The 23,679-nt window shown below is 71.1% G+C and carries 20 protein-coding genes and 1 pseudogene; 14 read left to right on the top strand and 7 right to left on the bottom strand.

All coding sequences use genetic code 11. From position 1 onward, the window contains the following. Window positions 1–136: 136 nt before the first annotated feature. Window positions 137–1,408, bottom strand: coding sequence for a phosphoribosylamine--glycine ligase (gene purD, locus M4I32_RS11935; protein ID WP_319034696.1), 1,272 nt, complete (start codon window positions 1,406–1,408; stop codon window positions 137–139). 84 nt (window positions 1,409–1,492) lie between these two features. Between purD and M4I32_RS11930 the strand changes: the two genes are divergently transcribed. The 7 genes from M4I32_RS11930 (at window position 1,493) to M4I32_RS11900 (ending at window position 9,258) form a co-directional block, all read left to right on the top strand. Beyond that, window positions 1,493–1,852 (top strand): sterol carrier family protein, encoded by a 360-nt coding sequence (locus M4I32_RS11930; protein WP_319034695.1) that lies wholly within the window; start codon window positions 1,493–1,495, stop codon window positions 1,850–1,852. Window positions 1,853–1,992: 140 nt separating this feature from the next. Next, on the top strand, window positions 1,993–2,859 hold the full coding sequence (locus tag M4I32_RS11925) for an HtaA domain-containing protein (RefSeq protein WP_319034694.1): 867 nt from the start codon (window positions 1,993–1,995) through the stop codon (window positions 2,857–2,859). Beyond that, window positions 2,856–3,968 carry a heme/hemin ABC transporter substrate-binding protein gene (locus tag M4I32_RS11920; RefSeq protein WP_319034693.1) on the top strand — a complete coding sequence of 371 codons (1,113 nt, stop codon included), beginning with the start codon at window positions 2,856–2,858 and terminating at the stop codon, window positions 3,966–3,968. Before M4I32_RS11925 ends, M4I32_RS11920 begins: the two co-directional genes overlap by 4 nt. Beyond that, a complete protein-coding gene (locus M4I32_RS11915) occupies window positions 3,965–5,047 on the top strand; it encodes an iron ABC transporter permease (RefSeq protein ID WP_319034692.1) in 1,083 nt (360 codons plus the stop codon). Before M4I32_RS11920 ends, M4I32_RS11915 begins: the two co-directional genes overlap by 4 nt. Beyond that, on the top strand, window positions 5,044–5,850 hold the full coding sequence (locus tag M4I32_RS11910) for a heme ABC transporter ATP-binding protein (protein ID WP_319034691.1): 807 nt from the start codon (window positions 5,044–5,046) through the stop codon (window positions 5,848–5,850). The genes M4I32_RS11915 and M4I32_RS11910 overlap by 4 nt, the downstream gene beginning before the upstream one ends. Window positions 5,851–5,925: 75 nt before the next feature. Next, window positions 5,926–8,832 carry an HtaA domain-containing protein gene (locus tag M4I32_RS11905; RefSeq protein WP_319034690.1) on the top strand — a complete coding sequence of 969 codons (2,907 nt, stop codon included), beginning with the start codon at window positions 5,926–5,928 and terminating at the stop codon, window positions 8,830–8,832. Between the two features lie 90 nt (window positions 8,833–8,922). After that, window positions 8,923–9,258 (top strand): potassium transporter Trk, encoded by a 336-nt coding sequence (locus M4I32_RS11900; protein WP_319034689.1) that lies wholly within the window; start codon window positions 8,923–8,925, stop codon window positions 9,256–9,258. A 15-nt stretch (window positions 9,259–9,273) separates the two neighbouring features. Here the strand turns inward: M4I32_RS11900 and M4I32_RS11895 are convergent, their stop codons facing one another. Further along, a complete protein-coding gene (locus tag M4I32_RS11895; RefSeq protein ID WP_319034688.1) occupies window positions 9,274–9,882 on the bottom strand; it encodes a zinc-binding alcohol dehydrogenase in 609 nt (202 codons plus the stop codon). Between the two features lie 66 nt (window positions 9,883–9,948). Between M4I32_RS11895 and purM the strand changes: the two genes are divergently transcribed. Together purM and purF are read left to right on the top strand one after the other, a co-directional pair. Next, window positions 9,949–11,106 (top strand): phosphoribosylformylglycinamidine cyclo-ligase, encoded by a 1,158-nt coding sequence (gene purM, locus M4I32_RS11890; protein ID WP_319034687.1) that lies wholly within the window; start codon window positions 9,949–9,951, stop codon window positions 11,104–11,106. Between the two features lie 4 nt (window positions 11,107–11,110). After that, the gene (purF, locus tag M4I32_RS11885) at window positions 11,111–12,571 is read left to right on the top strand and encodes an amidophosphoribosyltransferase (protein WP_319034686.1); all 1,461 of its coding nucleotides are present in this window, start codon (window positions 11,111–11,113) and stop codon (window positions 12,569–12,571) included. On the opposite strand, the gene M4I32_RS11880 is transcribed toward purF, so the two are convergent. Further along, window positions 12,572–12,754: a DUF3073 domain-containing protein gene (locus M4I32_RS11880; RefSeq protein WP_319034685.1), complete on the bottom strand. Its 183-nt coding sequence runs from the start codon at window positions 12,752–12,754 to the stop codon at window positions 12,572–12,574. A 153-nt stretch (window positions 12,755–12,907) separates the two neighbouring features. On the opposite strand from M4I32_RS11880, the gene M4I32_RS11875 reads away from it, so the two are divergent. Further along, window positions 12,908–13,453, top strand: a complete 546-nt coding sequence (locus M4I32_RS11875; protein ID WP_319034684.1) for a universal stress protein — start codon at window positions 12,908–12,910, stop codon at window positions 13,451–13,453. Window positions 13,454–13,558: 105 nt separating this feature from the next. Here the strand turns inward: M4I32_RS11875 and M4I32_RS11870 are convergent, their stop codons facing one another. Continuing rightward, complete coding sequence (locus M4I32_RS11870; RefSeq protein WP_319034683.1) at window positions 13,559–13,720, bottom strand: hypothetical protein; 162 nt, start codon at window positions 13,718–13,720, stop codon at window positions 13,559–13,561. 213 nt (window positions 13,721–13,933) lie between these two features. Between M4I32_RS11870 and M4I32_RS11865 the strand changes: the two genes are divergently transcribed. The 3 genes from M4I32_RS11865 (at window position 13,934) to M4I32_RS11855 (ending at window position 18,056) form a co-directional block, all read left to right on the top strand. After that, window positions 13,934–14,347 (top strand): CrcB family protein, encoded by a 414-nt coding sequence (locus M4I32_RS11865; RefSeq protein ID WP_319034682.1) that lies wholly within the window; start codon window positions 13,934–13,936, stop codon window positions 14,345–14,347. After that, a complete protein-coding gene (locus M4I32_RS11860) occupies window positions 14,344–14,742 on the top strand; it encodes a CrcB family protein (RefSeq protein ID WP_319034681.1) in 399 nt (132 codons plus the stop codon). Before M4I32_RS11865 ends, M4I32_RS11860 begins: the two co-directional genes overlap by 4 nt. Window positions 14,743–14,819: 77 nt before the next feature. Next, window positions 14,820–18,056 carry an efflux RND transporter permease subunit gene (locus M4I32_RS11855; RefSeq protein ID WP_319034680.1) on the top strand — a complete coding sequence of 1,079 codons (3,237 nt, stop codon included), beginning with the start codon at window positions 14,820–14,822 and terminating at the stop codon, window positions 18,054–18,056. 145 nt (window positions 18,057–18,201) lie between these two features. Here M4I32_RS11855 and M4I32_RS11850 read toward each other — a convergent pair. Together M4I32_RS11850 and M4I32_RS11845 are read right to left on the bottom strand one after the other, a co-directional pair. Further along, window positions 18,202–18,708 (bottom strand): annotated as a pseudogene (locus M4I32_RS11850) (DUF998 domain-containing protein); the annotation flags it as partial. 728 nt (window positions 18,709–19,436) lie between these two features. Further along, window positions 19,437–20,366, bottom strand: a complete 930-nt coding sequence (locus M4I32_RS11845; RefSeq protein WP_319034679.1) for an aldose 1-epimerase family protein — start codon at window positions 20,364–20,366, stop codon at window positions 19,437–19,439. A 267-nt stretch (window positions 20,367–20,633) separates the two neighbouring features. Between M4I32_RS11845 and M4I32_RS11840 the strand changes: the two genes are divergently transcribed. Further along, window positions 20,634–22,601: a DEAD/DEAH box helicase gene (locus M4I32_RS11840; protein ID WP_319034678.1), complete on the top strand. Its 1,968-nt coding sequence runs from the start codon at window positions 20,634–20,636 to the stop codon at window positions 22,599–22,601. 16 nt (window positions 22,602–22,617) lie between these two features. On the opposite strand, the gene M4I32_RS11835 is transcribed toward M4I32_RS11840, so the two are convergent. Next, on the bottom strand, window positions 22,618–23,667 hold the full coding sequence (locus M4I32_RS11835; protein ID WP_319034677.1) for an Rv2578c family radical SAM protein: 1,050 nt from the start codon (window positions 23,665–23,667) through the stop codon (window positions 22,618–22,620). Window positions 23,668–23,679: the final 12 nt, after the last annotated feature.

Raw genomic sequence — 23,679 nt, 5'->3', positions numbered from 1 at the left:
TCGACCTTTCGAAGTGGTATCCCGCCGCCGGAATGCGCGCGTGGAGCAGGTCTTCCAGCATCGTCCCGCGCGCCCTCTCCGGCAATGCACGAACGCGAAAGCCTAGGTTGCACGGGCGCTGGCGGCGACGGCGATATCAGCCCTCTGCCACCCCGGCGGCGATGTCCCGGCGATGGTGCCCGCCCTCGATCTCGATCTCGTCGACCGCCCGGTAGGCGCGTTCCCGCGCCTGCGTGAACGAGTCGCCACGTGCCACGATGCCGAGCACCCGGCCGCCGGCGGTGACCAGGTCGCCGTCGCGGACGGCGGTGGCGGCATGCACCAGATGCACGCCGTCGACGGATGCCGCGGCATCCGCACCGACGACCGGACGTCCAGTGATGGGCGCCTGCGGGTAGCCCTCGCTGGCCAGCACGACCGTCACGACCGCGTCGTCGGAGAACTGCGGGCGCGGTTCGTGATCGAGACGACCGGATGCCGCCGCCATGAGCAGCCCCGACAACGGCGTCTGCAGCCGGGGCAGCACGACCTGGGTCTCGGGGTCGCCGAAACGGGCGTTGAACTCGATGACCTTGATGCCCTGCTCGGTGAGGATCAGCCCCGCGTACAGCAATCCGATGAACGGGGCGCCTTCCGCGTCCAGCTGACGGATCACGGGCTCCGCGATGTCGTGGGTGACCGTGTCGACGAAGGCCTGTTCGGATCCGAACAGCTCGCGCAGCCACGGCAGTGGCGAGTACGCTCCCATTCCGCCCGTGTTCGGGCCCACGTCGCCGTCGGAGGCGCGCTTGTAGTCCTGTGCGGGCGACAGCGGGAGCACCGCGTCGCCGTCCGAGAGGAAGAAGAGCGAGACCTCGGGGCCCGTGAGGAACTCCTCGACGAGCACCGCCCCGGCGTCGAGGTAGGCGTCCGCGTGCGCGAGCGCGGCATCATGATCCTCAGTGACGAGCACGCCCTTTCCGGCGGCGAGACCGTCGGCTTTGACGACATGGGGCGCGCCGAAGCGCGCGAGGGCGTCGACGACCTCGGCGCGGGTCTGGGCGCGCACCGAGCGACCGGTCGGGACGCCGGCCGTATCCATGACGCGTTTCGCGAACGACTTGGAGCCCTCCAGCTGAGCCGCCGCCCGGCCCGGCCCGAAGACCGGCACACCGCGCGTGCGCAGGGTGTCGGCGACGCCCGCGACGAGGGGGGCCTCGGGGCCGATGACGACGAGGTCGACCGCGGTGTCGGCGACGAAGTCCGCCACCGCCGCCGGGTCGACGGGGTCGATGGCCACCAGCTCGGCGCGTGTGGCCATGCCGACGTTGCCGGGCGCGGCGTACAGCTCGTGCCCGGCGTCCTCTTCGGCGAGGGCCAGGACGATGGCGTGCTCGCGGGCACCCGAGCCGAGAACGAGGATCTTCACGCCGCCAGCCTAACGCCGCGTGCAGCGGCCGTTCGAGGGCGTCGTGGTGGTGCGCCGGGCGGCGGGCCGCAGTACCGTTGGCGCATGGCGCGCAAGATCACGACCGAGCAGGGACGGGCGGCGCTCGACGCCGTGAACGCCGCGGCGGGCGACCCGGAGCGCGAGGACCTCGCGACGGCGGTGCGGTATCTGCTGCAGCTGCTCGCCGAGAAGGCGCCCGGCAACACCGTCGAGGTGCGCGTGCCCCCATTCGGGGCGGTGCAGGTCATCGAGGGGCCGTCGCACACGCGCGGTACCCCGCCCAACGTCGTCGAGATGGATGCCGAGACCTGGATCGCGCTCGGCACGGGAGTGGTGCGCTGGCACGACGCGGGAGACGCGAATCGCGTGCGCGCATCGGGGGTGCGGGCCGACCTGTCGTCGGTCCTGCCGCTGAACCCGTGATGTTCTGATCCCCTGACGCGGTCCGCGCTCGGGCGGTGCGGCGGCGGCGCGGAGGCTGAACGGGCAGACACGGGTAGGCAAGGTTAGGCTAACCTATGCACGTCCGGACCGGACGGCCACCCGACCCGTGGGAGCGCTTCGTGAGCATTCGTCGTCTTCGCCGTGTCTGCGCGGCCGCCGGCCTCGCGGGGTTCCTCGCACTGGGCGGGGGTGCTCTCGCTGCGCCGGCCGCCGCTGAGACATCCGTGCCCACCGGAGCGTGCGTCGCGGACGACGCGGAGATGACCTGGGGGTTCAAAGAGTCCTTCCGGTCCTACATCTCCGGCAGCATCGCCGAGGGCGAGTGGGAGACGTTCGGGGGTGCCGACTACACGACCCCTTCTTTCTCGTGGTCCAGCGGCGCAGGAGAGTTCGCCCCCGCAACCGGGACCGGTGAGATCTCCTTCGAGGGCGGCGTGCGCTTCACCGGTCACGACGGCCTGCTCGACACCACGATCGCCGATCCCGTGCTCGTGCTCGACGGCGGGGACTCCGGGCAGCTGATGCTCGATGTGTCCGGCGTCGCCATGGAGGACGCGATGGCGGGTGATGACACGGCCACGACCCGCGAGGGGGTGGCCTTCGTCGACCTCGACACCTCCGCGCTCACCGTGGCCGAGGACGAAGCCTCGGTCACCGTGACCGCCGAGGGCGCGCCGACCGCTATCACGGCCGACGGGTTCGAGGCGTTCGGCAGCTACGAGGCGGGCACCGCCTTCGACGCCATCTCTTTCACGCTCACCGCGTCGTGCCCGGTCGCCCCCCAGGAGGAGGCCGCGCCGACGGCGTCGCCACAGTCCCCCGACGCCGTCGATGCCGGTGCGACCGCAGGCGCGGCACCGGATGGAGTGTGGATCGCCGCGATCGGCGGTGCCGTGATCCTCGGCGCGGCGGTCCTCGTCGCGGTCCTCGTCTCCCGCCGCCGCGCCCGCGGGAGCGGCGGAGGCATCGACGGGGGCTCATCGTGATCCGGTTTGCGGCCGCGTTGCGCGGCGTCGGGCTCGTGATCGTCGCCGCGCTCCTGCTCTCCGCCTGCGCGCCGTCGGCGCCCGACGGCTCCGACGCGGCCCCCGCGGGCGACACGCGGCCGCTGTCGCAGATCACCCCTCTCGCGGATCCCGCCTCCTTCGAAGGCCCCTCCACCGCGGTCATCGACGGAGCGCGCATCGAGCCCGTCGTCGAGGAACCCGACCAGCACCTTCCGGCCACCGTGCTCTCGCGCGATCTCGACGGTGACCGCGAGGTCACGGTCGACGATGCGTCGCGGGTCATCGCCATGGACCTCTCGGGGTCGCTCGCCGCGACCGTCTGGGGGCTCGGGCTCGGCGATTCCCTCGTCGGACGCGACATCTCGACGACCTTCCCCGGCACCGAGGAGCTCCCCGTCGTCACGTCGAGTGGACACACCGTCAACGCCGAGGCGATCATCGCCGAGGCGCCGACCCTCGTGCTCACCGACGGCAGCATCGGCCCCACGGATGTCGTCGCCCAGCTGCGCGATGTCGGCATCACCGTCGTGTTCGTCGAACAGGTGGCCTCCTTCGACGGTGCGGCGGATCTCGCGCGCCAGGTCGCCGAGGCACTCGGAGCCGGCGAAGCGGGCCGGATGCTCGCCGAGCGCATCGCCTCGGACGTGGACGAGACTCTGGCCCAGATCGAGGCGCTCGCCCCGGCAGACCCCGCCGAGCGCCTGCGGATGGTCTTCCTCTACCTGCGTGGAACGGCGGGCGTGTACTACCTCTTCGGCGAGGAATCGGGAGCGGACGAGCTGATCGAGGGGCTCGGCGGCGTCGACGTCGCCGGCGAGCTCGGGTGGGACGGGATGCAGCCTCTCACCGATGAGGCGATGGTGGCGGCCGATCCCGACCTGATCCTCGTCATGACCGACGGGCTCGCCTCCGTCGGTGGGGTGGATGGCCTGCTCGCCGACAAGCCGGCCATCGCCCTGACCACCGCGGGCCGTCATCACCGCATCGTCGACATGGCGGACGGGCAGATCCTCTCCTTCGGCCCGCGCTCGGCCGAGGTGCTGACCGCGCTCGCGCGCGCGGTCTACGCCCCCGAGGGCGGCGCATGACGGGCACCCTGCAGGAGGGGCCGACGAGACTCGGCCGGCACGACCTGCGCCGCCGCCGGGCGCTCGTCTACGCGGCCACCGGCGCGCTGCTCGCGTTCGGAGTCGTCCTCTCGGCCGGCGTGGGCCAGCTTCCCATCGGCCCGTACGAGGTCCTCGGTTCCCTCGCGCGGGCGCTCGGCGTGCCGAACACATGGGCGCCCACCGACCCGCTCATCGAACAGACCCTGTGGCAGATCCGGTTTCCGCGCGTCGTCATGTCGGCCCTGGTCGGAGCGCTCCTGGCCGCCGCGGGAGCGGTCATGCAGGCCATCTTCGCGAACCCGCTGGCCGAGCCCGGGGTCGTGGGCGTCTCGTCCGGCGCGGCGGTGGGCGCCGCAGCCGCGATCACGCTCGGACTGACGGCTTCCGGTTCGTGGGCGGTGGCCGTGTTCGCCTTCCTCGGCGGTCTTGCCGCGACGCTCGTGGTCTACGCCACCGCGCGTGCCCAGGGCCGCACCGAGTCGGTCACGGTGATCCTCACCGGCATCGCCGTCAACGCTTTCGCGGGAGCCGCCCTGGCAGGCCTGATGTTCGCCGGCGACACCGCGTCCCGCGAGCAGATCGTGTTCTGGCAGCTCGGGTCGATGAACGGCTCGCGCTGGGGCGAGGTCGCGCTCGTCGCGACCGTCGGCGCCGTCGGCGCCGTCGTCGCGGTCTCGCTCGCCCGGCGGTACGACCTGCTCGCGCTGGGCGACCGCACGGCGGGCCACCTGGGCGTGCGCGTCGAGCGCCTGCGCGTGGTCTCGATCCTCCTCGTCGCCCTCCTGACCGGCGTGGCGGTCGCATTCGTCGGCATCATCGCGTTCGTGGGGCTGGTCGTCCCGCACATCATGCGGATGCTGCTCGGCCCCGCCAATCGCGCCCTGCTCTGCGCCTGCCTGCTCGGCGGCGCCGCCGTGCTGGTGTACGCGGACCTGCTCGCGCGCACCGTGGTGCCCTCTGCGGATCTGCCCATCGGCATCCTCACCTCGCTCGTCGGCGGACCGTTCTTCTACTGGCTGATCCGTCGAAACCGCCGCCGCGCGGGAGGCTGGGCATGACGGGCATCGCCTTCTCGCTCCGGGGCGTCGGCTACCGCGTCGCGGGCGCCGACATCCTCGCCGGCATCACGCTCGAGATCGCCTACGGTCGCGTGCTCGCGCTGGTGGGGCCCAACGGAGCGGGCAAGTCCAGCCTGCTGCGCGTGCTGACGGGCGACGTGCCGCCATCGACCGGCACCGTCACGCTCGACGGGCGGCCGCTGGCCGAATGGGGCGCCGGCGACCTCGCACGCCGCCGCTCGGTGCTGCCGCAGGAGAACCAGGTGGCGTTCTCCTTCACCGCTGCCGAGGTCGTCGAGATGGGCCGCGCGCCGTGGCGAGGCGACGAGGAGGGGGCCGGCGATCGGCGGCTCGTCGCCGAGAGCCTGGCGCGCACCGACGTGCTGCACCTGGCCGACCGCAGCTTTGCCTCGCTCTCGGGCGGAGAGAAGGCGCGGGTGTCGCTGGCGAGGGTGCTCGCGCAGGATGCTGCCGTCGTCATGCTCGACGAGCCCACCGCGGCACTCGATCTGCGACATCAGGAGGACGTGATGCGGGTGGCGAGCGATCTGGCGGCGCGCGGACGCGCCGTCGTCGTCGTGCTGCACGATCTCTCTCTCGCCGCGGCGTATGCGGACGAGGTCGTGATCGTGGACGGTGGACGCCTCGTCGCGCACGGCAGCCCCGGCGACGTGCTCACCGAGCACCGGGTCGCACAGGTCTACGGCACTCCGGTGCGAGTGCTGCCGGATCCCGACACCGGGCGACCGGTGATCCTCCCGCGGCGGTCGCAGCGGGTACAGAATTCTCCCAGTTCCGCGTAAGGTTAGGCTAAGCTAAACAGGTCGCGCCTCCCGAGCGCGGTTCCACCCGCATCCATACCCTTGGAGGAATTCGTCGTGCCCAAAAAAGGAAGAGCCGCCCTGCACAGGGTGCTCGCGAGCGTCCTGACCGGGACGCTCCTGGCCGCGGCCGCGCTGGTCGGCGTCTCCGCACCCGCTCTGGCCGCCGACGCGCCGAGCATCTCGGTCGGCGAGGCGCCGCGCTCGGGCGGCACCGTGACCGTCGTCGGTGCCGGCTTCGACCCGTCGGGCTTCGGCATCTATCTCGGCGTGCGTGCCGACGGCACCGACGCCGACGACTACACGGTCTGGATCGACGACGAGGCCTCGTCCGAGGATGGCGAGACCGCGCCGATGGGGTCGGACGGCTCGTTCAGCGTCGACGTCCCCGTCGCCGCCTATGCGGAGGGCACCTCGTACTCGATCGTCACGCGCGCCGCCCACGGCGTGCCGAATCCCAGCCAGTCCACCACGACCCCGATCGCCTACGAGGCCGTCCCGGCGCTGGCCACGACGACGACGCTCGCGGTCGCTCCCTCGGGTACCTCCACAGAGGGAGAGGCCATCGAGCTGACGGCGACGGTCGATCCCGCCGCCGCCGGCGCCGTGACCTTCTCCGACCCCGATGCCGGCACGATCGCCGCTGACGTCGCCGTCGTCGACGGCGTCGCGACGTTCGCGTACGAGGATGCCGCGGTCGGCGACTACGCCTTCTCCGCGAGCTTCGCCCCCGCCGACACCGCCGCCTTCCAGGCGTCGTCCTCGGCCGCCGTCGTCCACGAGGTGACCGCCGCGCCCGTCGAGCCCGAGCTGCCCACCCCCGCGGTGCAGGTCTCGCCCGCGACCGACCTCGATGCCGCCGGCGCGACCGTCACCGTCACGGGCGAGGGCTTCGTCGCCGACACCCCTGCGACCGACGCGACACGGCCCCCGCTGGCCGGGCGCTTCGGCGGCGCGTACGTGCAGTTCGGCTACGAGCTCGACGGCACGTTCACCGCGGCCGGGCGTGGCGCCGACCTGACCAAGTGGGGCGTGCATGCCGACGACCTGTCGAGCATCGGCGGAGCCGACGCCGGCGGGATCGTCATCGCCGAAGACGGTTCGTTCACGGCCGAGATCTCCGCGAGCGCGATCGAGAGCGCACCCGAGGGGGCCCGCTACGGCATACGCACGTCCTCCGGTGGCGGCGCCGCATACGCGCCCTTCACGACGTTCACCGAGGTGACCTTCGCCGAGGCGGTGGCCGATCCGACGCTCTCGGTCTCGCCGTCGACGGATCTCGACGCGGATGGCGCGACGGTCACGGTGACGGGAGAGAACTACTCCACCGCCGGTACCGCGATCTATGGGCCGTCCGCCGGGCAGCCGGCCGGCGTGTATGCGCAGATCGGGTGGCTCACCGAGGACTGGCGGCCGTCGGAGGGTGCGGCCTCGTCGGCGCGCTCGAACGCGTACTCGGTGTGGGTACAGGGCGAGAACGAGACGCTCCCGTATCTGAAGTGGACCGACAACGGTGACGGCACGGCGGACTTCGTCTGGGAGGTGCAGATCGATCAGGCCACGCTCGAGGCCAAGCGGCTCGACGGCGCCGAACTGGCCGTCTTCACGGTCGGTGCGGGCGGGGTCGTCCAGGCCGAGAACGAGCTCGCTCAGTCGATCGCGTTCGCCGAGCCCGCGGCGGCGCCCGCCGTCACTGTCGAGCCGTCCGAGGACCTCGATCCCAACGTCGACAACACGGTGACCGTCACCGGCAGCGGCTTCACCGGGGCCGGAGCCGCCAACGGCGTCTACGTGCTCTTCGGCGAGACGTCGGTCTGGTCGGGCGGATCGGCACCGCCGTCCGGCGGATGGGACGCGCAGGCGTGGGTGATGCCGACCAGCCTCGTCGACGGGACCTTCACGACGACCCTGACCATCCCCGCGGGCACGCTCGACCCGGCGCTGTCCTACCAGGTCGCGACGTCGGCGGCCCACGGCCTGTCGATCACCGACCGCTCGATGGACACGTTCACACCCGTCGGCGTGGCCGACGTGACGCTCACGCCCGCCATCGCGCTGAGCGAGGGCACCCTGCGGGCGGGGGACGATCTCACCGTCGCCGGAACGGGATTCACCCCCGGTGATCGAGCCACGATCACGGTCAACTCCGACCCGATCACCCTCGGCAGCGCGGCGGTCGCCACGGACGGGACCTTCTCGGTGTCGGGCACGATTCCCGCGAGCTTCCCGGCCGGCACCCACACGGTCGTCGCCTCGGTCGGCGGCGTGCCGATCGCCTCGCGATCGCTCACGGTCACCGCGGCCGCGACGACGCCGTCGGTGCAGCCGGCGGCTCAGCCGACCTGCGTGGCCAACGCGGTCAGCGGCGCCAGCCTCGAATGGGGGGTGAAGGAGAGCTTCCGCTCCTACATCGACGGATCGATCGCGAACGGATCCTTCTCGATCGCCTGGGGCGGCGGCTCGGGCGCATACAGCACCGAGACCGACCGGGGCCGCGTCGGCTACGGCGGCGCGGCGACATTCACCGGGCACGACGGCGCGCTGGATCTGACGATATCCGCGCCTCGCATCCAGGTGAACGGCTCGCAGGCATCGTTGATCGCCGATGTCTCCTCGAAGAACCTCGACGGGTCGACGTACAGCCGCTCCGGGATCGTCTTCGCGACGCTCGCGCTGCCCGCGCCGACGACCTCATCCGGCGTGCTCAGCTGGAGCGGCGCCTCCGCCACGCTCACGGCGGCCGGGGCCGAGGCGTTCGGCGGCTTCTACGAGGCGGGCACCGCCCTGGATCCCGTGTCGTTCGCCTTCCCGCTCGGGGCCGAGGTCGACTGCGACACGACCACCAGTGGCGACCTCGCCTCCACCGGCGGTGATTCGCCGTTCCCCGCCGCGTGGCTGGGTCTCGGCATGCTGCTGCTCGGTGTGAGCCTCGTGGCCCTGCGGCGGCGCTCGCTGCAGGCCTGAGGCCGATGAGGTCCCCGTCCCGCTCGTCGAGGGGACGGGGACCTCGTGCGTCGCGGAGACCATTCCCTCCGGCGGTGCGACAATGGAGGGGTGAGTGATCAGCAGCCCGGCCGGCCGGCCCCTCCCCGCGACGAGGTCGTCTCGGGGCGCGTGCGCCGTGTGCCCAAGTACGGGGTCTTCCTCGCGTTCGGTGTGGTGGTGGGCGTGCTGGTGGCGATGATCCTCACTCTCACCTGGAACGGCGGCGCGCCGGCCGTCGCGGACGGCATCGTCTACTCCCAGGGGCAGGTCTTCGGCTTCCTCGTCCTGGTCTGCGCGACCGTCGGCGTCGGCGTCGCCGGGGTGGTCGCCCTCATCCTGGACCGCACCGGGCGGCGCCACGCGCGCCCGGTCCTCGCCGACCACGAGACGGTCGTCGGCGACTGAGCGGATGCCGCGGCGCTACGCCAGCTCGGCGATGATCGGGTGGATCGCCGCGTCGAAGGCCGCGACGTCGCTGCGCAGCCCGTCCGTGACGGCGACGGTGAGCGAGCCGATCCACCACACCCCGCGCTGGGTCAGCGGCAGCACCTGCACGTTCAGCTCGAACGAATGCGCCCGCCGCCCGACCTCGCGCTCGTGCTGCGCGATGGCGCCCGCGTAGGCCCGGTACGAGACGCCGGAGCTGCCGAGCGCGTCCTTGGCGTGACGCCCGTGGGTCGCGTGGGCGAAGGCGAGCGCGTCGGCGTGCGGGGCGATGGCCGCGCGCAGCTCGTCGAAGCCCTCGACGGGCAGCGCGATGAACGTCTCGAACCCGTCCACCAGATCGAGCGGCCCGGCCGCGGGGTGGGCCTGGGGTTCCACCGTCATCGCCCAGTATTCGCGCCACTGGCGTTCCAGGCGGCTCTGCAGCTCGTCATCAGCCGAGGGTGGCGCCGAGGCGATCCCGCGCAGGTGGGGCAGTTCGTCGGGCGAGCGGATGCCGATCAGCTGGCGCAGCGCGAGGGCGAGGACGACCGCGACGCTGGCGTCTTCGCGGACGACCCACTCCGGTCTTCCGGGGCTGCCCATGCCGTCATTCTACGGCTGGTGATGGTGGCGACGTCAGGCCTCGGTACGCGGCACTAGGCTGTACGGGTGGCCTCCGCGTCTTCCACATCCCCGTCGAATCCCTACGCCGATGCCGGCGTCGACACGGCCGCCGGCGACCGTGCGGTCGACCTGATGAAGGCCGCCGTGCAACGCACGCAGGGCCCCGAAGTGCTCGGCGGCGTCGGCGGGTTCGCCGGCATGTTCGACGCGAGCGCGCTGCGTGGCTACGCTCGCCCGCTGCTGGCCACGAGCACCGACGGCGTGGGCACCAAGGTCGCGATCGCGCAGGCGATCGACAAGCACGACACCGTCGGCATCGACCTGGTGGGCATGGTGGTCGACGACATCGTGGTGGTGGGCGCGGCCCCGCTGTTCATGACCGACTACATCGCGTGCGGCAAGGTCGTGCCCGAGCGCATCGCGCAGATCGTCGCCGGCATCGCCGAGGGCTGCGCCACCACCGGCACCGCCCTGCTCGGCGGCGAGACCGCCGAGCACCCCGGCCTGCTCGGCCCCCACGACTACGACATCGCGGGCGCGGCGACCGGCGTCGTCGAAGCCGACCGGATGCTGGGTGCACGGCACGTCCGTGACGGCGACGCCGTGCTCGCCCTCGAATCGAGCGGGCTGCACTCCAACGGCTACTCGCTCGTGCGGCACATCATCGCGCAGCGCGGGATCTCCTACACCGAACCGGCGCCCGACCTCGGGTCGACGACGTGGGGGGAGTCCCTTCTCGAACCGACCCGGCTGTACACGGTCCCGCTTCTGCGGCTCGCCGACACCCTCGGGGGCGGACTGCGTGCTCTCAGTCACGTGACCGGCGGCGGCATCGCCGCCAACCTCGCGCGGGTGCTTCCCGCCGGCGCGTGGGTCGACGTCGACCGCGCCACATGGGCGCCGCCGGTGGTGTTCCGCGTCCTCGCAGAGGCGGGCGGGCTCTCGCTGGCCGACACGGAGGGCACGTGGAACCTCGGCGTCGGCTTTCTGACGGTCGTCGATGCCGCGCAGGTCGAGCAGGCGCGCGCCGCGCTCGCCGCCGACGGCATCCCCGCGTGGCAGGTGGGCGTCGTGCAGACCGATTCCCGCCCCGACGGCCACTACGAACAGGGCGCCAAGGGTGTCGACGGGGGAGCGGTGCGTCTCGTCGGCGCATTCGCGGCATCCGCCCCGACCGGCACGTCGAGCGACGGGGGGAACTGACCGCATGTGCGGCATCGTCGGAATGGTCGGCCAGGGGTCGGTCAACCAGGACATCTACGACTCGCTCCTGCTCCTGCAGCACCGCGGTCAGGACTCGACGGGCATCGCGACGGCCGAGAGCGACGGGATCTTCCACATCGCCAAGGCGCGCGGGCAGGTGCGCGAGGCGTTCCGCACGCGCGACATGCGCGAGCTGCTGGGGTCGGTCGGCCTGGGGCACGTGCGCTACGCCACACGCGGCACGGCGGGCAACGATCAAGAGGCGCAGCCCTTCTACGTCAACGCCCCCTACGGCATCGTCCTCGTGCACAACGGCAACCTGACCAACACGCGGGAGCTGACGACGGAGCTGTTCCGCACCGATCGCCGGCACCTCAACACCACCTCCGACACCGAGCTGCTGGTCAACGTGCTCGCCAACGAGCTGCAGCAGACGATCGCGGGTCTCGACCTCGACACCGAGCAGCTCTTCGGCGCGGTGCGGCGCGTGCATGGGCGGGTCGAGGGATCGTATGCCGCCATCGCCCTGATCGCGGGGTACGGGCTCCTGGCGTTCCGCGACCCCCACGGCATCCGCCCGCTCATCCTCGGCACGCGCAAGGCCGCTTCCGGCGGCTACGAGTGGATGGTCGCGTCGGAGTCGCTCGTCCTCGAGAACGGCGACTACGACGTCGTCCGCGACGTGATGCCCGGCGAGGCGATCTTCATCGACCTCGAAGGCGGACTGCACACCCGCCAATGCGCCGACGACCCGCGCCTCGTCCCCTGCGCCTTCGAGTACGTCTACCTGGCGCGACCGGACTCCATCATGAACGGCATCTCGGTCTACGAGGCGCGGTTGCGGATGGGGGAGCGCCTCGCCGACACCATCGCGAAGCACACGCCCGTCGACCAGATCGACGTGGTCATGCCGATCCCCGATTCGGCGCGGCCGGCCGCCATGCAGGTGGCCCGCAAGCTCGGGATCGAATACCGCGAGGGCTTTTACAAGAACCGCTACGTCGGCCGCACGTTCATCATGCCGGGCCAGGCGGTGCGCAGAAAGAGCGTGCGCCAGAAGCTCAACGCGATGTCGAGCGAGTTCGCCGGCAAGAACGTGCTGCTGATCGACGATTCGATCGTGCGCGGCACGACGAGCCGGCAGATCATCGAGATGGCCCGGGATGCGGGCGCCACCTCGGTCACGTTCGCCTCGGCGGCGCCGCCCGTGCGCTTTCCCCACGTCTACGGCATCAACATGCCCTCACGACAGGAACTCGTCGCGCACGACAGGACGATCCCCGAGATCGCGGCGGAACTCGGCGCCGACCACATCGTCTACCAGGAGGTCGAGGACCTCAAGGCGGCGATCCTCGAGGACTCCGAGATCGACGACCTCGACCTGAGCTGCTTCACCGGCGACTACGTCACGGGGACGGTGTCCGAGGAGTACCTCGCCTGGGTCGAGGGCGCGCAGGCGTCGTAGTTACGCCTTCTCGTCCTCGTACTCGTCGGCGTAGTCGTCCGCCCATTTGTCGACGTACTCGTCGCCATCCTCCGAAGAATGCGCGAGCTCGCGCTCCAGCTCCTCGTAGTTGACCGAGGGACTGAACGACTTGAGTTCGCGGGCGATCTTGGTGTGCTTCGCCTTCTGACGGCCACGCCCCATGCGAGACCCCCTCACGATGTGTGGCTGCAGACGCTTTCGAGGCGTCCGACGCGTGCATGACACCGGCACGTTCGGCCGGTAAGAGTAGCATTCAGAATAGCACGGGCATTCCGGGGCTGGACCGGCCACGCGAGTGCCAGATCAGGAGGTCTCATGTCCGATGCCGCATCCGACCGCTCACCCGAACCGACGCCCGAGGATGATGCCGCAGTGCACGGAGCCGTCATCGTCGCCGTGGTGCCGGGCCAATCCCCGCGTGTGCTGAAAGAAGGCGCGCACTTCGCGCGCCTCATGTCCGCGCCGCTCGTCGTCGTGCACGTGGATGTCACCCGTTTCGTCACATACGAAGACCCCGACGGGTTCGTGCATTCGGCGCCGATAGACCTCAACATCGCGCCGGGCGAGGGTGAACTCGACCATGTGCGCCAGGCGGCGGCCGCCGTGCTCGACCCGCGCGGGGTCGCATGGAGCATGCGACAGCTCGTGGGTGACCCGGCGATCGCCATCAAGCACCTGGCCGACCGGATCGAGGCGAACCTGATCGTGGTCGGCACACGCAACCGCGGCATCGGCGAGTCGATCCGCGAGTTCTTCACGGGGTCCGTCGCGGCCCGGCTGGCCCACCGCCAGCACCGTCCCATCGTCGTGGTGCCGTTGGGCGAGCCCGTGGCCGACGAAGAAGAGATCTGGGGCGACTGACAGAGAAAACGGATGCCGCGGCCCGATCTCAGAGTCGGGCCGCGGCATCCGCGGAAGAGGGCAACACGCGCACCCGAAACGGTGCTGCCCCGTCGGCAGCGGCGCCTACCGGCGGCTGCCGCTGATGACTCGGAAGAGGAACACGATCAGCGCGATGATTCCCGCGATGATCGCCACCCACAGCAGCCAGCCGAGTGCTTCGGACAGTCCGCCGACGATCGCGAGGACGATGGCGACGATGATGACGATGATGAGTGCGAGGTTCATTGGAGGCAGGCTCCCTTTCAGTTCGGTCCGCTTCCGCAGTCTGGAGAGCGAGTGCCGCAGCACATGACACACCGTGTCACGTCTGTGAGTGCGTTGGGAGACCCTTGACGCCCCGTCCTCGCCGGTGGTATCGCTGTGCGCGCCGCCCGCCCGCGACCCCCCCCACGTGAGGCGGTGCGGGGCGGATGTGCGCCGGGCCGATACCGTGAAGCGGTGACTTCTCGGACGTGGCGACTCGTGCCTCTCGTGATGATCGGCGGTGTACTGGGCGTCGTGTTGCGGGAGGCGCTCCTGCTGCCTGCGGAGCCGGGCGTGCCGACGGTCGTCGGGACCCTCGCCATCAACATCGTCGGTTCCGCCGCGCTCGGCGTCGTGATCGCCGCGCTCGGTGCCCGCCATCCGCGCGTGCGCGCACTTCTCGGGACCGGGCTGTTCGGAGGTTTCACGACCTACAGCGCCTTCGCGGTCCAGGCGGCGGTGCTGCTGGCCACGCCCGCGCTCGCGCTCGCCTTGGCGGTGGCGTCGGTGGCGCTGGGCGTTGCCGCCGCCGCGACCGGACTGGCCGCAGGCCGCCGCCTCGACGCACGCCGTCGTCGATCCGCCGACCCGGAGGAGGGAGTCGCATGAATCCGTGCGTCTTCGTCTTGACCGCGCTCGCCGGCGGCGTCGGCGCGGGTCTGCGCTTCGTGCTCGACGCCGCCGTGTCAGGGCGGCGCGGCGCGCGCTTTCCCCTGGGGATCTTCGTCGTGAACGTCACGGGCTCGCTCGCGCTCGGCGTGGTGACGGGGCTCGGCGGCGCCGTGATGGGCGAGGCGGTCTTGTGGATGGTGGGCACGGGGCTGCTCGGCGGCTACACGACCTTCAGCACGGTCAGCGTCGACACCGTGCTCCTCGCTCGCGACGGCGAGGTTCGTCGCGCCTGGCTGAACGCCACCGGCACCGTCGTCGTCGCCCTCGCCGCCGCCGCCGCCGGTGTGGTGCTCGGGGCGTGGGCGGCCGACCTGTTCCCGCCGCTCGGATGAGATACTGGCTCTCGATACACCCCCGTATCGAGAGCCGCCGCACCGCGGCTTCGTGAGCACCCACCCGAAGGTCCCTCGTGTCGAAGCTCGCCGTCCTGAGCCTGCGCAACCGCGCCCTGATCGCCCTCGTCACCATCGTGGCCGCCGTCTTCGGCGTCATCGCGCTGTCGAACCTGAAGCAGGAGCTCATCCCCTCGATCGAGTTCCCGCAGCTCACCGTCGTGACGAGCTACCCTGGGGCGTCCCCCGAGGTGGTCAACACCGACGTGTCGACGCCGATCGAGTCGGCGATCCAGGGCATCGCCGGGCTCGAGTCGACCACAGCGACCAGCACGACGAACGCATCCATCGTCTCTGCGTCGTTCTCGTACGGCACCGATCTGGCCACCGCCGAGCAGAAGATCAACCAGGCGATCAACCGGATCGAATCGCAGCTTCCGGACTCGGCCGATCCCAACGTCGTCGCCGCCAGCTTCGACGATCTGCCGGTCATCCAGCTCGCCGTCACGGGATACGACGACGAGCAGACGATCGAGGACCGCCTCGAACAGCTCGTCATCCCCGAACTCGAGGATGTGGACGGCGTCAACGCGGCCGACATCGTGGGCGGCCTCGGGCAGCGCGTGACGATCACGCCGGATGCCGGTGCGCTCGCCGACGCCGGCTACACGCAGCAGGCCATCACGGACGCGCTCGATCAGAACGGGGTGCTGTTCCCGGGTGGCGAGATCACCGAGGGCGACCAGACGCTCACCGTGCAGACCGGCGTCAAGATCACCTCGGTCGACGAGCTGAGTGAGCTTCCTCTGGTGCCCGATGATGCCGCTCAGCTGCAGGCCGGGACCGTGACGATCGGCGATGTCGCCGAGGTGACCGAGACCACCGAGCCCCGCACCTCTCTGTCGCGGGTCGACGGGCAGCCGGCGCTGACCATCGCGGTCACCAAGCTCCCGGCGGCGAACACCGTGGATGTGTCGCAGGGGGTGCTCGCGACGCTCCCGGACCTCGAGGAGGCGCTCGATGGTGCGACGTTCACCGTCGTGTTCGACCAGGCGCCATACATCCAGCAGTCGATCGAGGCGCTCGCGCAGGAGGGTCTGCTCGGGCTCGTCTTCGCCGTCGTCGTGATCCTCGTGTTCCTGCTCTCGGTCCGATCCACGCTCGTCACGGCGATCTCCATCCCCACGAGCGTGCTGATCACCTTCATCGGCATCCAGGCGTTCGGCTACTCCCTGAACATCCTGACGCTCGGTGCCTTGACGATCGCGATCGGGCGGGTCGTGGACGACTCGATCGTGGTGATCGAGAACATCAAGCGCCACTACGTCGGCGACGCCGACAAGAAGCAGTCGATCCTGCTGGCGGTGCGCGAGGTGGCGTCTGCCATCACCGCCTCCACGATCACGGCCGTCGCGGTGTTCCTGCCGATCGCCTTCGTCGGCGACGTGACCGGGGAGCTGTTCCGGCCGTTCGCGCTGACGGTCACGATCGCGATGGCCGCGTCCCTGCTGGTGGCGCTGACGATCGTTCCTGTGCTGGCCTACTGGTTCCTGCGCCCCGGCAAGCCGCTCCTCGATGACGACGGCGCGGCGATCGACCCCGAGTCGCCCGACGCGCCGCCGACCCGGCTGCAGCGCTCCTACCTGCCGATGCTGCGCTGGACGCTGCGGCACTCGTGGGCCACGCTCGCCATCGCGCTGCTGGTGCTCGCGGGCACCGCCGCCGCAGCCCCGTTCATGAAGACGAACTTCCTGGGCGACTCCGGGCAGAACACGTTCACGATGACGCAGCAGCTGGGGCCCGCCGCCAGCCTCGCGTCGGAGGATGCCGCCGCCGCGGTCGTCGAGGAGCAGCTCGAGACGATCGACGGGATCGAGACCATCCAGGTCTCCATCGGCTCGAGCGGGTCGGCCCTGCGCGACGCGTTCTCAGGCGGCGGCGCCGGCATCACGTATTCGATCACGACCGAGTCCGGCATCGATCAGGTCGCGTTGCGCGAAGAGGTGCTCGAAGCGGTGTCCGATCTCGACGACGTGGGCGAGATCGCCGTGGCCGGAGGCGGGGGCGGATTCGGCTCCAGCGACGTCGAGGTCGACGTCACGGCGCCGGATACCACCACGCTGGAAGAGGCCACGGCTGCGGTGTCCTCGGCGCTGCAGGACGACGAGGCGATCGGACAGGTCACCGACAACCTCGCGTCGTCGCTGCCCTATATCGCCGTGGTCGTCGATCGGGACGAGGCCACCGCGCGCGGCCTGTCGGAGGTGGCCGTCGGCGGGCTGGTGTCCAACACGATGCAGCCGCGCGAGATCGGATCGATCGAGGTCGATGAGACCGCCCTGACCGTGTACCTGACGGTGGAGGACCCGCCCGCCACGGTGGCCGAGCTGCGCGATCTGCCGGTCGCCACGGCGGCCGGCACCGTGCCGCTCGAGCAGATCGCCGAGGTCGCGGAGAGCGAGGGTCCCACCTCCATCACGACCGAGCGGGGCCAGCGCACGGCGACCGTCACCGTCACTCCCGCCACGGACGACCTCAATGCGGCGTCCGCAGCGGTGACCGCCGCGGTCGCGGATGCCGACCTTCCGACCGGGGCGGATGCCGCCGTGGGGGGAGTGCTCTCGCAGCAGGAAGACGCCTTCACCCAGCTCGGCATCGCCCTGCTGGCGGCGATCCTCATCGTCTACGTGGTGATGGTCGCGACGTTCAAGTCTCTGCGCCAGCCGCTGCTGCTGCTCATCTCGGTTCCGTTCGCGGCGACCGGCGCCATCCTGCTGCAGATCGTCACCGGTGTGCCCCTGGGCGTCGCCTCGCTCATCGGCGTGCTGATGCTGATCGGGATCGTCGTGACGAACGCGATCGTGCTGGTGGACCTCGTCAACCAGTACCGCGACAAGGGGATGTCCGCCCACGAGGCGACGATCGCCGGATCCGCGCGTCGTCTGCGGCCGATCCTGATGACGGCCTTGGCGACCATCTTCGCCCTGACCCCCCTGGCCCTGGGAGTGACGGGACACGGCGGCTTCATCTCGCAGCCGCTTGCGATCGTCGTGATCGGCGGGCTCGTGTCCTCCACGGTTCTGACGCTGATCGTGCTGCCGACCCTCTACAACCTCGTCGAGGGCGCTCGCGAGCGTCGCGCCGCGCGCCGCGAAGCTACCGCAACCGAGGCTGAGGGCGTCGCGCGCCCGTCGAATTCCGAAGATGTCGGGGCGGGCGAACCGCGGCCGACGAGCGCGACCGCCGTGCCGAAGGCGCCGGCCGTGCGACAGACCCGCCGCTCGCGCCGCGGCGACGGAGGCTCGCGAGGGTAGCGCGCGGGGGGCGACGCCCGCCGTGCGCTGAGGGGCGTCGCTCCACGGGGAGTGCCGAGGTCCCTGTCGTCCGGGGCGTCTGCGCGGAGACGGCTGCTGCCGCTGCGCCGTCGCGGTCCCGGTCCACGCAGCCCGCGAACACCCCGATCCAGGTGAACATCAGGCCAAACGCCACGATCTCGAACGCGGCGAGGTTGATCAGCCCGAATCCGAAGACGAAGGCGCCGACGAAGAGGATGCCGGAGACCCAGGCGGTGGCGCGGAACATTCGAGAGGGCAGGCCGCGCAGCAGCCATGGCGTCGTGCCCAGCAGTGCGGCGAACGAGAGCGTCATGCCCGTGGCGGCCCGGTCGTGCCAGAACTCCTGCACGTTGACCGGGATGAGTCCGACGAGGGACATGTGCACGCCTACCGCCGCGACGAGGATCGACATCAGCCGGGGGGCCCGAGCCGTGCGCAGTCGCGACTGCTCGCGCAGTCGTTCCAACTCGCGGCGCACGCGAATCGAGAAGACGACGATCAGCAGCCCCGTGGCCACGAGGGTGCCGTTGAACACGAACCCGGAGAAGACCCGGAACGTGCCGAGCCGGCTGAAGTGCAGCTGCCACCACAGCGGATCCGGTGTGGTGGCGATGGCGGTCAGGGAACCCATCGCGATGAGCGTCATGAGCACGCCCACTCCGTGAATGGTTCCATTGCGCGGCGCGGAGCGGGACACGGCGACGCTCACGAGAGAGATGCTCGAGGCGGCGACCACGGTGGCTTGCAGCAGGCTGACGGGAGAGTGGCCCGCCAGTGCGTGCAGCAGGATGAATGCCAGTGCGACACCCAGGCCCGAGATGAGCGCATACGCCGCGGCCGCGGCGATCGCGTCGAGACGCGGAGTCCACGCCCGATGCGTCGTCGCCGCGAAGACGTGGGCGTGGGCATGCATCGCGATCGCGGCGCCGATGGCGGCGGCGGCGACGGCGGTCAGGGCGCCCGCGGACCACCCGCCCCAGAGGGGCACCTGCATCTGCAGATGCATCGGGGTCGAGGCGATGGCTGCCGCCGCGGTGGTCACGCTGACGGCCACGATGGTCGCGGTGAGCGTGCGCCATGGCCGACCGCTCGTCAGCGCGGAGGGGGCGGGAAAATCGACGAGACCGGGGGCTGTCACGTCCGAGTCACCTTTCAGGCGTTCGTGGAGTACACCGCTCCCGAACTAAGGAGTTCCCAGTGACGTGCGTACGCCAACTCCCCAGACCGTAGCGCTGGTGTTCGTCTTCCCCATGAACGCAGCTCGCATCTGTTGTCTTGCCGCATTATAACGCGGGAATGTTGCGGTCAGTGTCACGGATGAATGTATTCCGCTCGGGCTTGCCGGCCATGCCGCTCGCGTCATGGCCGGGACGACGAGATCCCCCACTCGAGATCCCACCCCTCGCCCGGCGCGAGCCAGCGCAGGCCGGTGCCCGAGTTGAGCGCGTCTGCGGGGGCCGTCATCGGCTCGATGGCCACGGCGAGCTCCTGGCCGGGGTAGCGGTCTGTGGTGAAGACCTGCGCGTAGTCGAAGCCCGGGCCCTGCCAGAGCGTGACCGTGCGGCCGTCCTCGGCGCTCAGCATGTGGCGGACGCGTCCGTCCGCATCGCGTGCCAGCGCGCCGTAGGCGGTGTCGAGGTCCACCGTGCCCAGAACGACGCCCGCGCGCAGATCCGTGCCGGCATCCACCGCCTTCTCCGCGACGGGGAGCATCCGCGCATCGACGACGAACCGGGTCGCGCCGGGCGATCGCAACGTGAGATCGGAGGTGGGGACGCCGCCGATCATGACGAAGGGATGTGCGCCGACGGCGACGGGCGCCTCATCGGACCCGACGTTCTCGATGCGGTGCGCGACCTGCACGCCGTCCTCGACGAGTGCGTAGGTGACGCGCGTGCGCAGGTGGAAGGGGTATCCGGTCTGGGGGTAGACATCGGCTGCGAGCGTTGCCGCCGCGTCGGTCGCCGTCTCGACGACGTACGCGGTGAAGCGCAGCAGACCGTGCGCCGCGTTCGTGAACCGCGGTTCCGTGATGGCGAGCTGACGCGTCTGCCCCCGCTGGGTCCAGGCCCCGTCGCGTACACGGTTGGGCCAGGGAACGAGCACGGTTCCCGACGCCACCGGCGCCGGCGCATCGAGCGGGTACGGCGGCACGTGATCGACTCCGTCCACCTGGAGGCCGCGCAGCGCGGCGCCCACCTGAGCCACGTGCGCGCTCACGCGGCCGTCGGGTGTGCGCAGGTGGATCTGCTGCCCCGTGGGAGGCGTCGATCGGAGAGATTCGGGCACGGCAACCCTTTCGTTCGCGCTCGCGACCATGCTATGCGTGCGACTGGCACTCAGCCTCGCGGAGCGTGGGTCCGATACAGTTGAGGGTCGGCTCTGGACACCGTGCAATCGTCGCGGATGGGTTTGTGAGTCCAAGGGGCCGATGGTGAGCGCCGTTCGGTGCACATGACCATCACGAAAATGGCCCCGGCCGACGGATGTCCGGGTATTCGCTCGAGCGCGGCTCGAGCGCTGTTCGCGTGCGAGAACAACCCAGGAGACATCCCCATGCCCAAGAACAAGAAGCCGGCCGGCGGACGCCCCGCGGCCAATTTCGACCCGCGCTACGGCAAGCGCTCCGCAGCCAAGCCGGGCAGCCGCAGCCCGGGGCACCGCGGGCATCGCCCGGACGAGACCGAGGCGCCGGCGAAGCACCGGTGGAGCGCGCAGGAGAAGGCCGGGCGGGATGAGGCCCGCGGCATCCGCACGCATGGCCGCGACGACCGGGCGCCCCGGTCGTTCGATGACCGCCCCCGCCGCGACGACCGAAAGACCGGCTTGCGTTCCGACACGCCGCGTGGAACGGGCCGCGCGCCCGAGCGGCGCGGCGCTGACCGGTCATTCGCCGGCTCTCGTGGTGACCGACCGGCCCGTTCGTTCGATGACCGGCCCCGTCGGGATGACCGTCCGGCCCGTTCGTTCGATGACCGGCCCCGTCGGGATGACCGTCCGGCCCGTTCGTTCGATGACCGGCCCAGTCGGGATGACCGTCCGGCCCGCGCGGACCGAGACGACCGAAAGACCGGCTTCCGGTCCGACGCGCCGCGGCAGACGCGGGGCGTGCCGGCGCGCCGGGGAGCCGACCGGCCTTTCGGCACCCGCCCCGACCGCACGGCCCGCCCCGACCGCACCGCCCGCCCCGATCGCACGACCGGCCCCGACCGCGCCCGGACCCCGCACGCCCGACCCGAGCGCGCGAGGGTCGAGCGCACGAGGGCCGAGGAGCAGCAGGTCGATGTGGTGCACGACCGGCTGCAGGCCGAGGCGATCCAGGCGACGGATGTCGAGGGCGTGAGCTTCGGCGATCTCGGCCTGGGCGAGAACATCGTCCGTGAGCTGACCGAGCTGGGTGCGGCATCCCCGTTCCCGATCCAGGCGGCGACGATCCCCGAGGTGATCGCGGGACGCGACGTCCTCGCGCGCGGACGCACCGGGTCGGGCAAGACCATCGCCTTCGGCGCGCCCCTGGTCGAGAGCGTGCTGCGGTCGGGAGCCGGCCGCAAGCGCGAGTTCGGACGACGGCCCAAGGCCCTCATCCTCGCCCCGACGCGAGAGCTCGCCCTGCAGATCGACCGCACCGTGCAGCCCATCGCCCGCAGCGTCGGCCTGTTCACGACGCAGATCTACGGCGGCGTCCCGCAGGCGCGTCAGGTGGGCGCGCTCAAGAAGGGCGTCGACATCATCATCGGCACGCCCGGTCGCATCGAAGACCTGGTCGAGCAGCGAAAGCTCGATCTGTCGGACGTGCGTATCGCCGTGATCGACGAGGCCGACCACATGTGCGAGCTCGGCTTCCTCGAGCCGGTGCAGCGCATCCTGCGCCGGACGGCCGACGGCTCGCAGAAGCTGCTGTTCTCGGCGACCCTCGACCGGGAGGTATCGGCGCTGGTCGACGAGTTCCTCGTCGACCCGGCCGTGCACGAAGTCGCGGGCGAGGACCAGGCCTCGAGCACGATCGAGCACCGCGTGCTCGTGATCGACCACCGCGACAAGGGCGCGATCCTCGAGCGCCTGGTCGACCGCGAGGGCAAGACCCTCGTCTTCGCCCGCACCCGTGCCTTCGCCGAGATGCTCGCCGAGCAGTTCGACGACGCCGGCATCCCGGCGGTCTCGCTGCACGGCGACCTGAATCAGGCCAAGCGCACGCGCAACCTGCACCGCCTCACGTCGGGGCGGGTGAACGTGCTCGTGGCGACGGACGTGGCGGCGCGCGGCATCCACGTCGACGACATCGACCTGGTCATCCAGGCCGATCCGCCGGACGAGTACAAGACGTATCTGCACCGCTCAGGCCGCACCGGCCGGGCCGGTGCGACGGGCCGCGTCGTGACGCTCATCACCCGGCAGCGGCGTCGCAAGATGACCGAGATGCTCGAGCGCGCCGAGATCGACGCGCCCTTCGAGGACGCGAGGCCGGGCGACGATGTCGTCGACGAGCTTGCGGGCGCGCCCACCGTCGCTGAGCTCACCACGTAGCTCCTCGGCTGCGGCGTCAGAAGAGGGTCGGTGCGGGGACCGGCTGCGCGGCCCCACGCGTCGCGATCATCGGTCCCGGCGCCGACGCCCGCATCGGCTGGGCGTCCTCGTCGCTGCCGTCGAGGCCGTGCACGCGCATCAGAGGGCGGATGCGGCGAGCCAGCCAGGTGCGGTAGCCCCGGGGTGCGTTCGTGGACTGCCCCGGGTACAGCCCGTGGTACGACGACACGAGCTCGGGATGCGCGCGCCCGAGCCAGTCCATGAACCACGGCTTGACGCCCGGCCGCAGGTGCAGCGCGCCATAGATCACGCGCCGCGCCCCGGCGGCCTTGACGCGCGCCAGGGCGTCGTCGAGGGCCGAGACCGAGTCGGTGAGGTGGGGCAGCACCGGCATCAGGAACACCGTGACGCGAAAGCCGGCGTCGGCGGCGGCGCGCACGGCGTCGAGACGGGCCGTCGTCGTGGGCGTGCCCGGCTCGATGGCATGCTGGAGTGCCTCGTCGAAGACCGCGATCGAGAACGACAGGTCGACGGGAACGACTCCCGCGGCCTCACGCAGCAGCGGCAGATCGCGCCGGATGAGCGTGCCCTTCGTGAGCACGGAGAACGGGGTGCCGGCATCGGCGAGCGCGCCGATGATCTCGGGCATGAGGCGGTAGCGTCCCTCGGCGCGCTGGTAGGGGTCGGTGTTGGTGCCGAGTGCCACGTGCTCGCCGTGCGCGGTGCCGGCGGCGAGCTCGCGGCGCAGCACTTCGCCCACGTTGATCTTCACGACCACCTGCGAGTCGAAGTCGCGCCCCGCGTCGAGGTCGAGGTAGGTGTGCGTGCCGCGGGCGAAGCAGTACACGCAGGCGTGCGTGCAGCCGCGATAGGGGTTGATCGTCCAGGCGAACGGCATCGCCGACGATCCGGGAACATGATTGAGAGCCGATCGGGCGAGCACTTCGTGGAAGGTGATGCCCGCGAACTCCGGGGTTGTGACCGTGCGGACGAGCCCGTCGATCTGCTCGAGTCCGGGCAGCGCCGCCTCGTCCCTTGCTCCGACCTCTTGGCCTCGCCATCGCATGCTTCATTCGAA

It is taken from the genome of Microbacterium sp. LRZ72, assembly GCF_033792225.1.
Taxonomy (GTDB): domain Bacteria; phylum Actinomycetota; class Actinomycetes; order Actinomycetales; family Microbacteriaceae; genus Microbacterium.
Note: the sequence above shows the minus strand (reverse complement) of the source record. Positions and strands in the feature narration are given on the sequence as shown.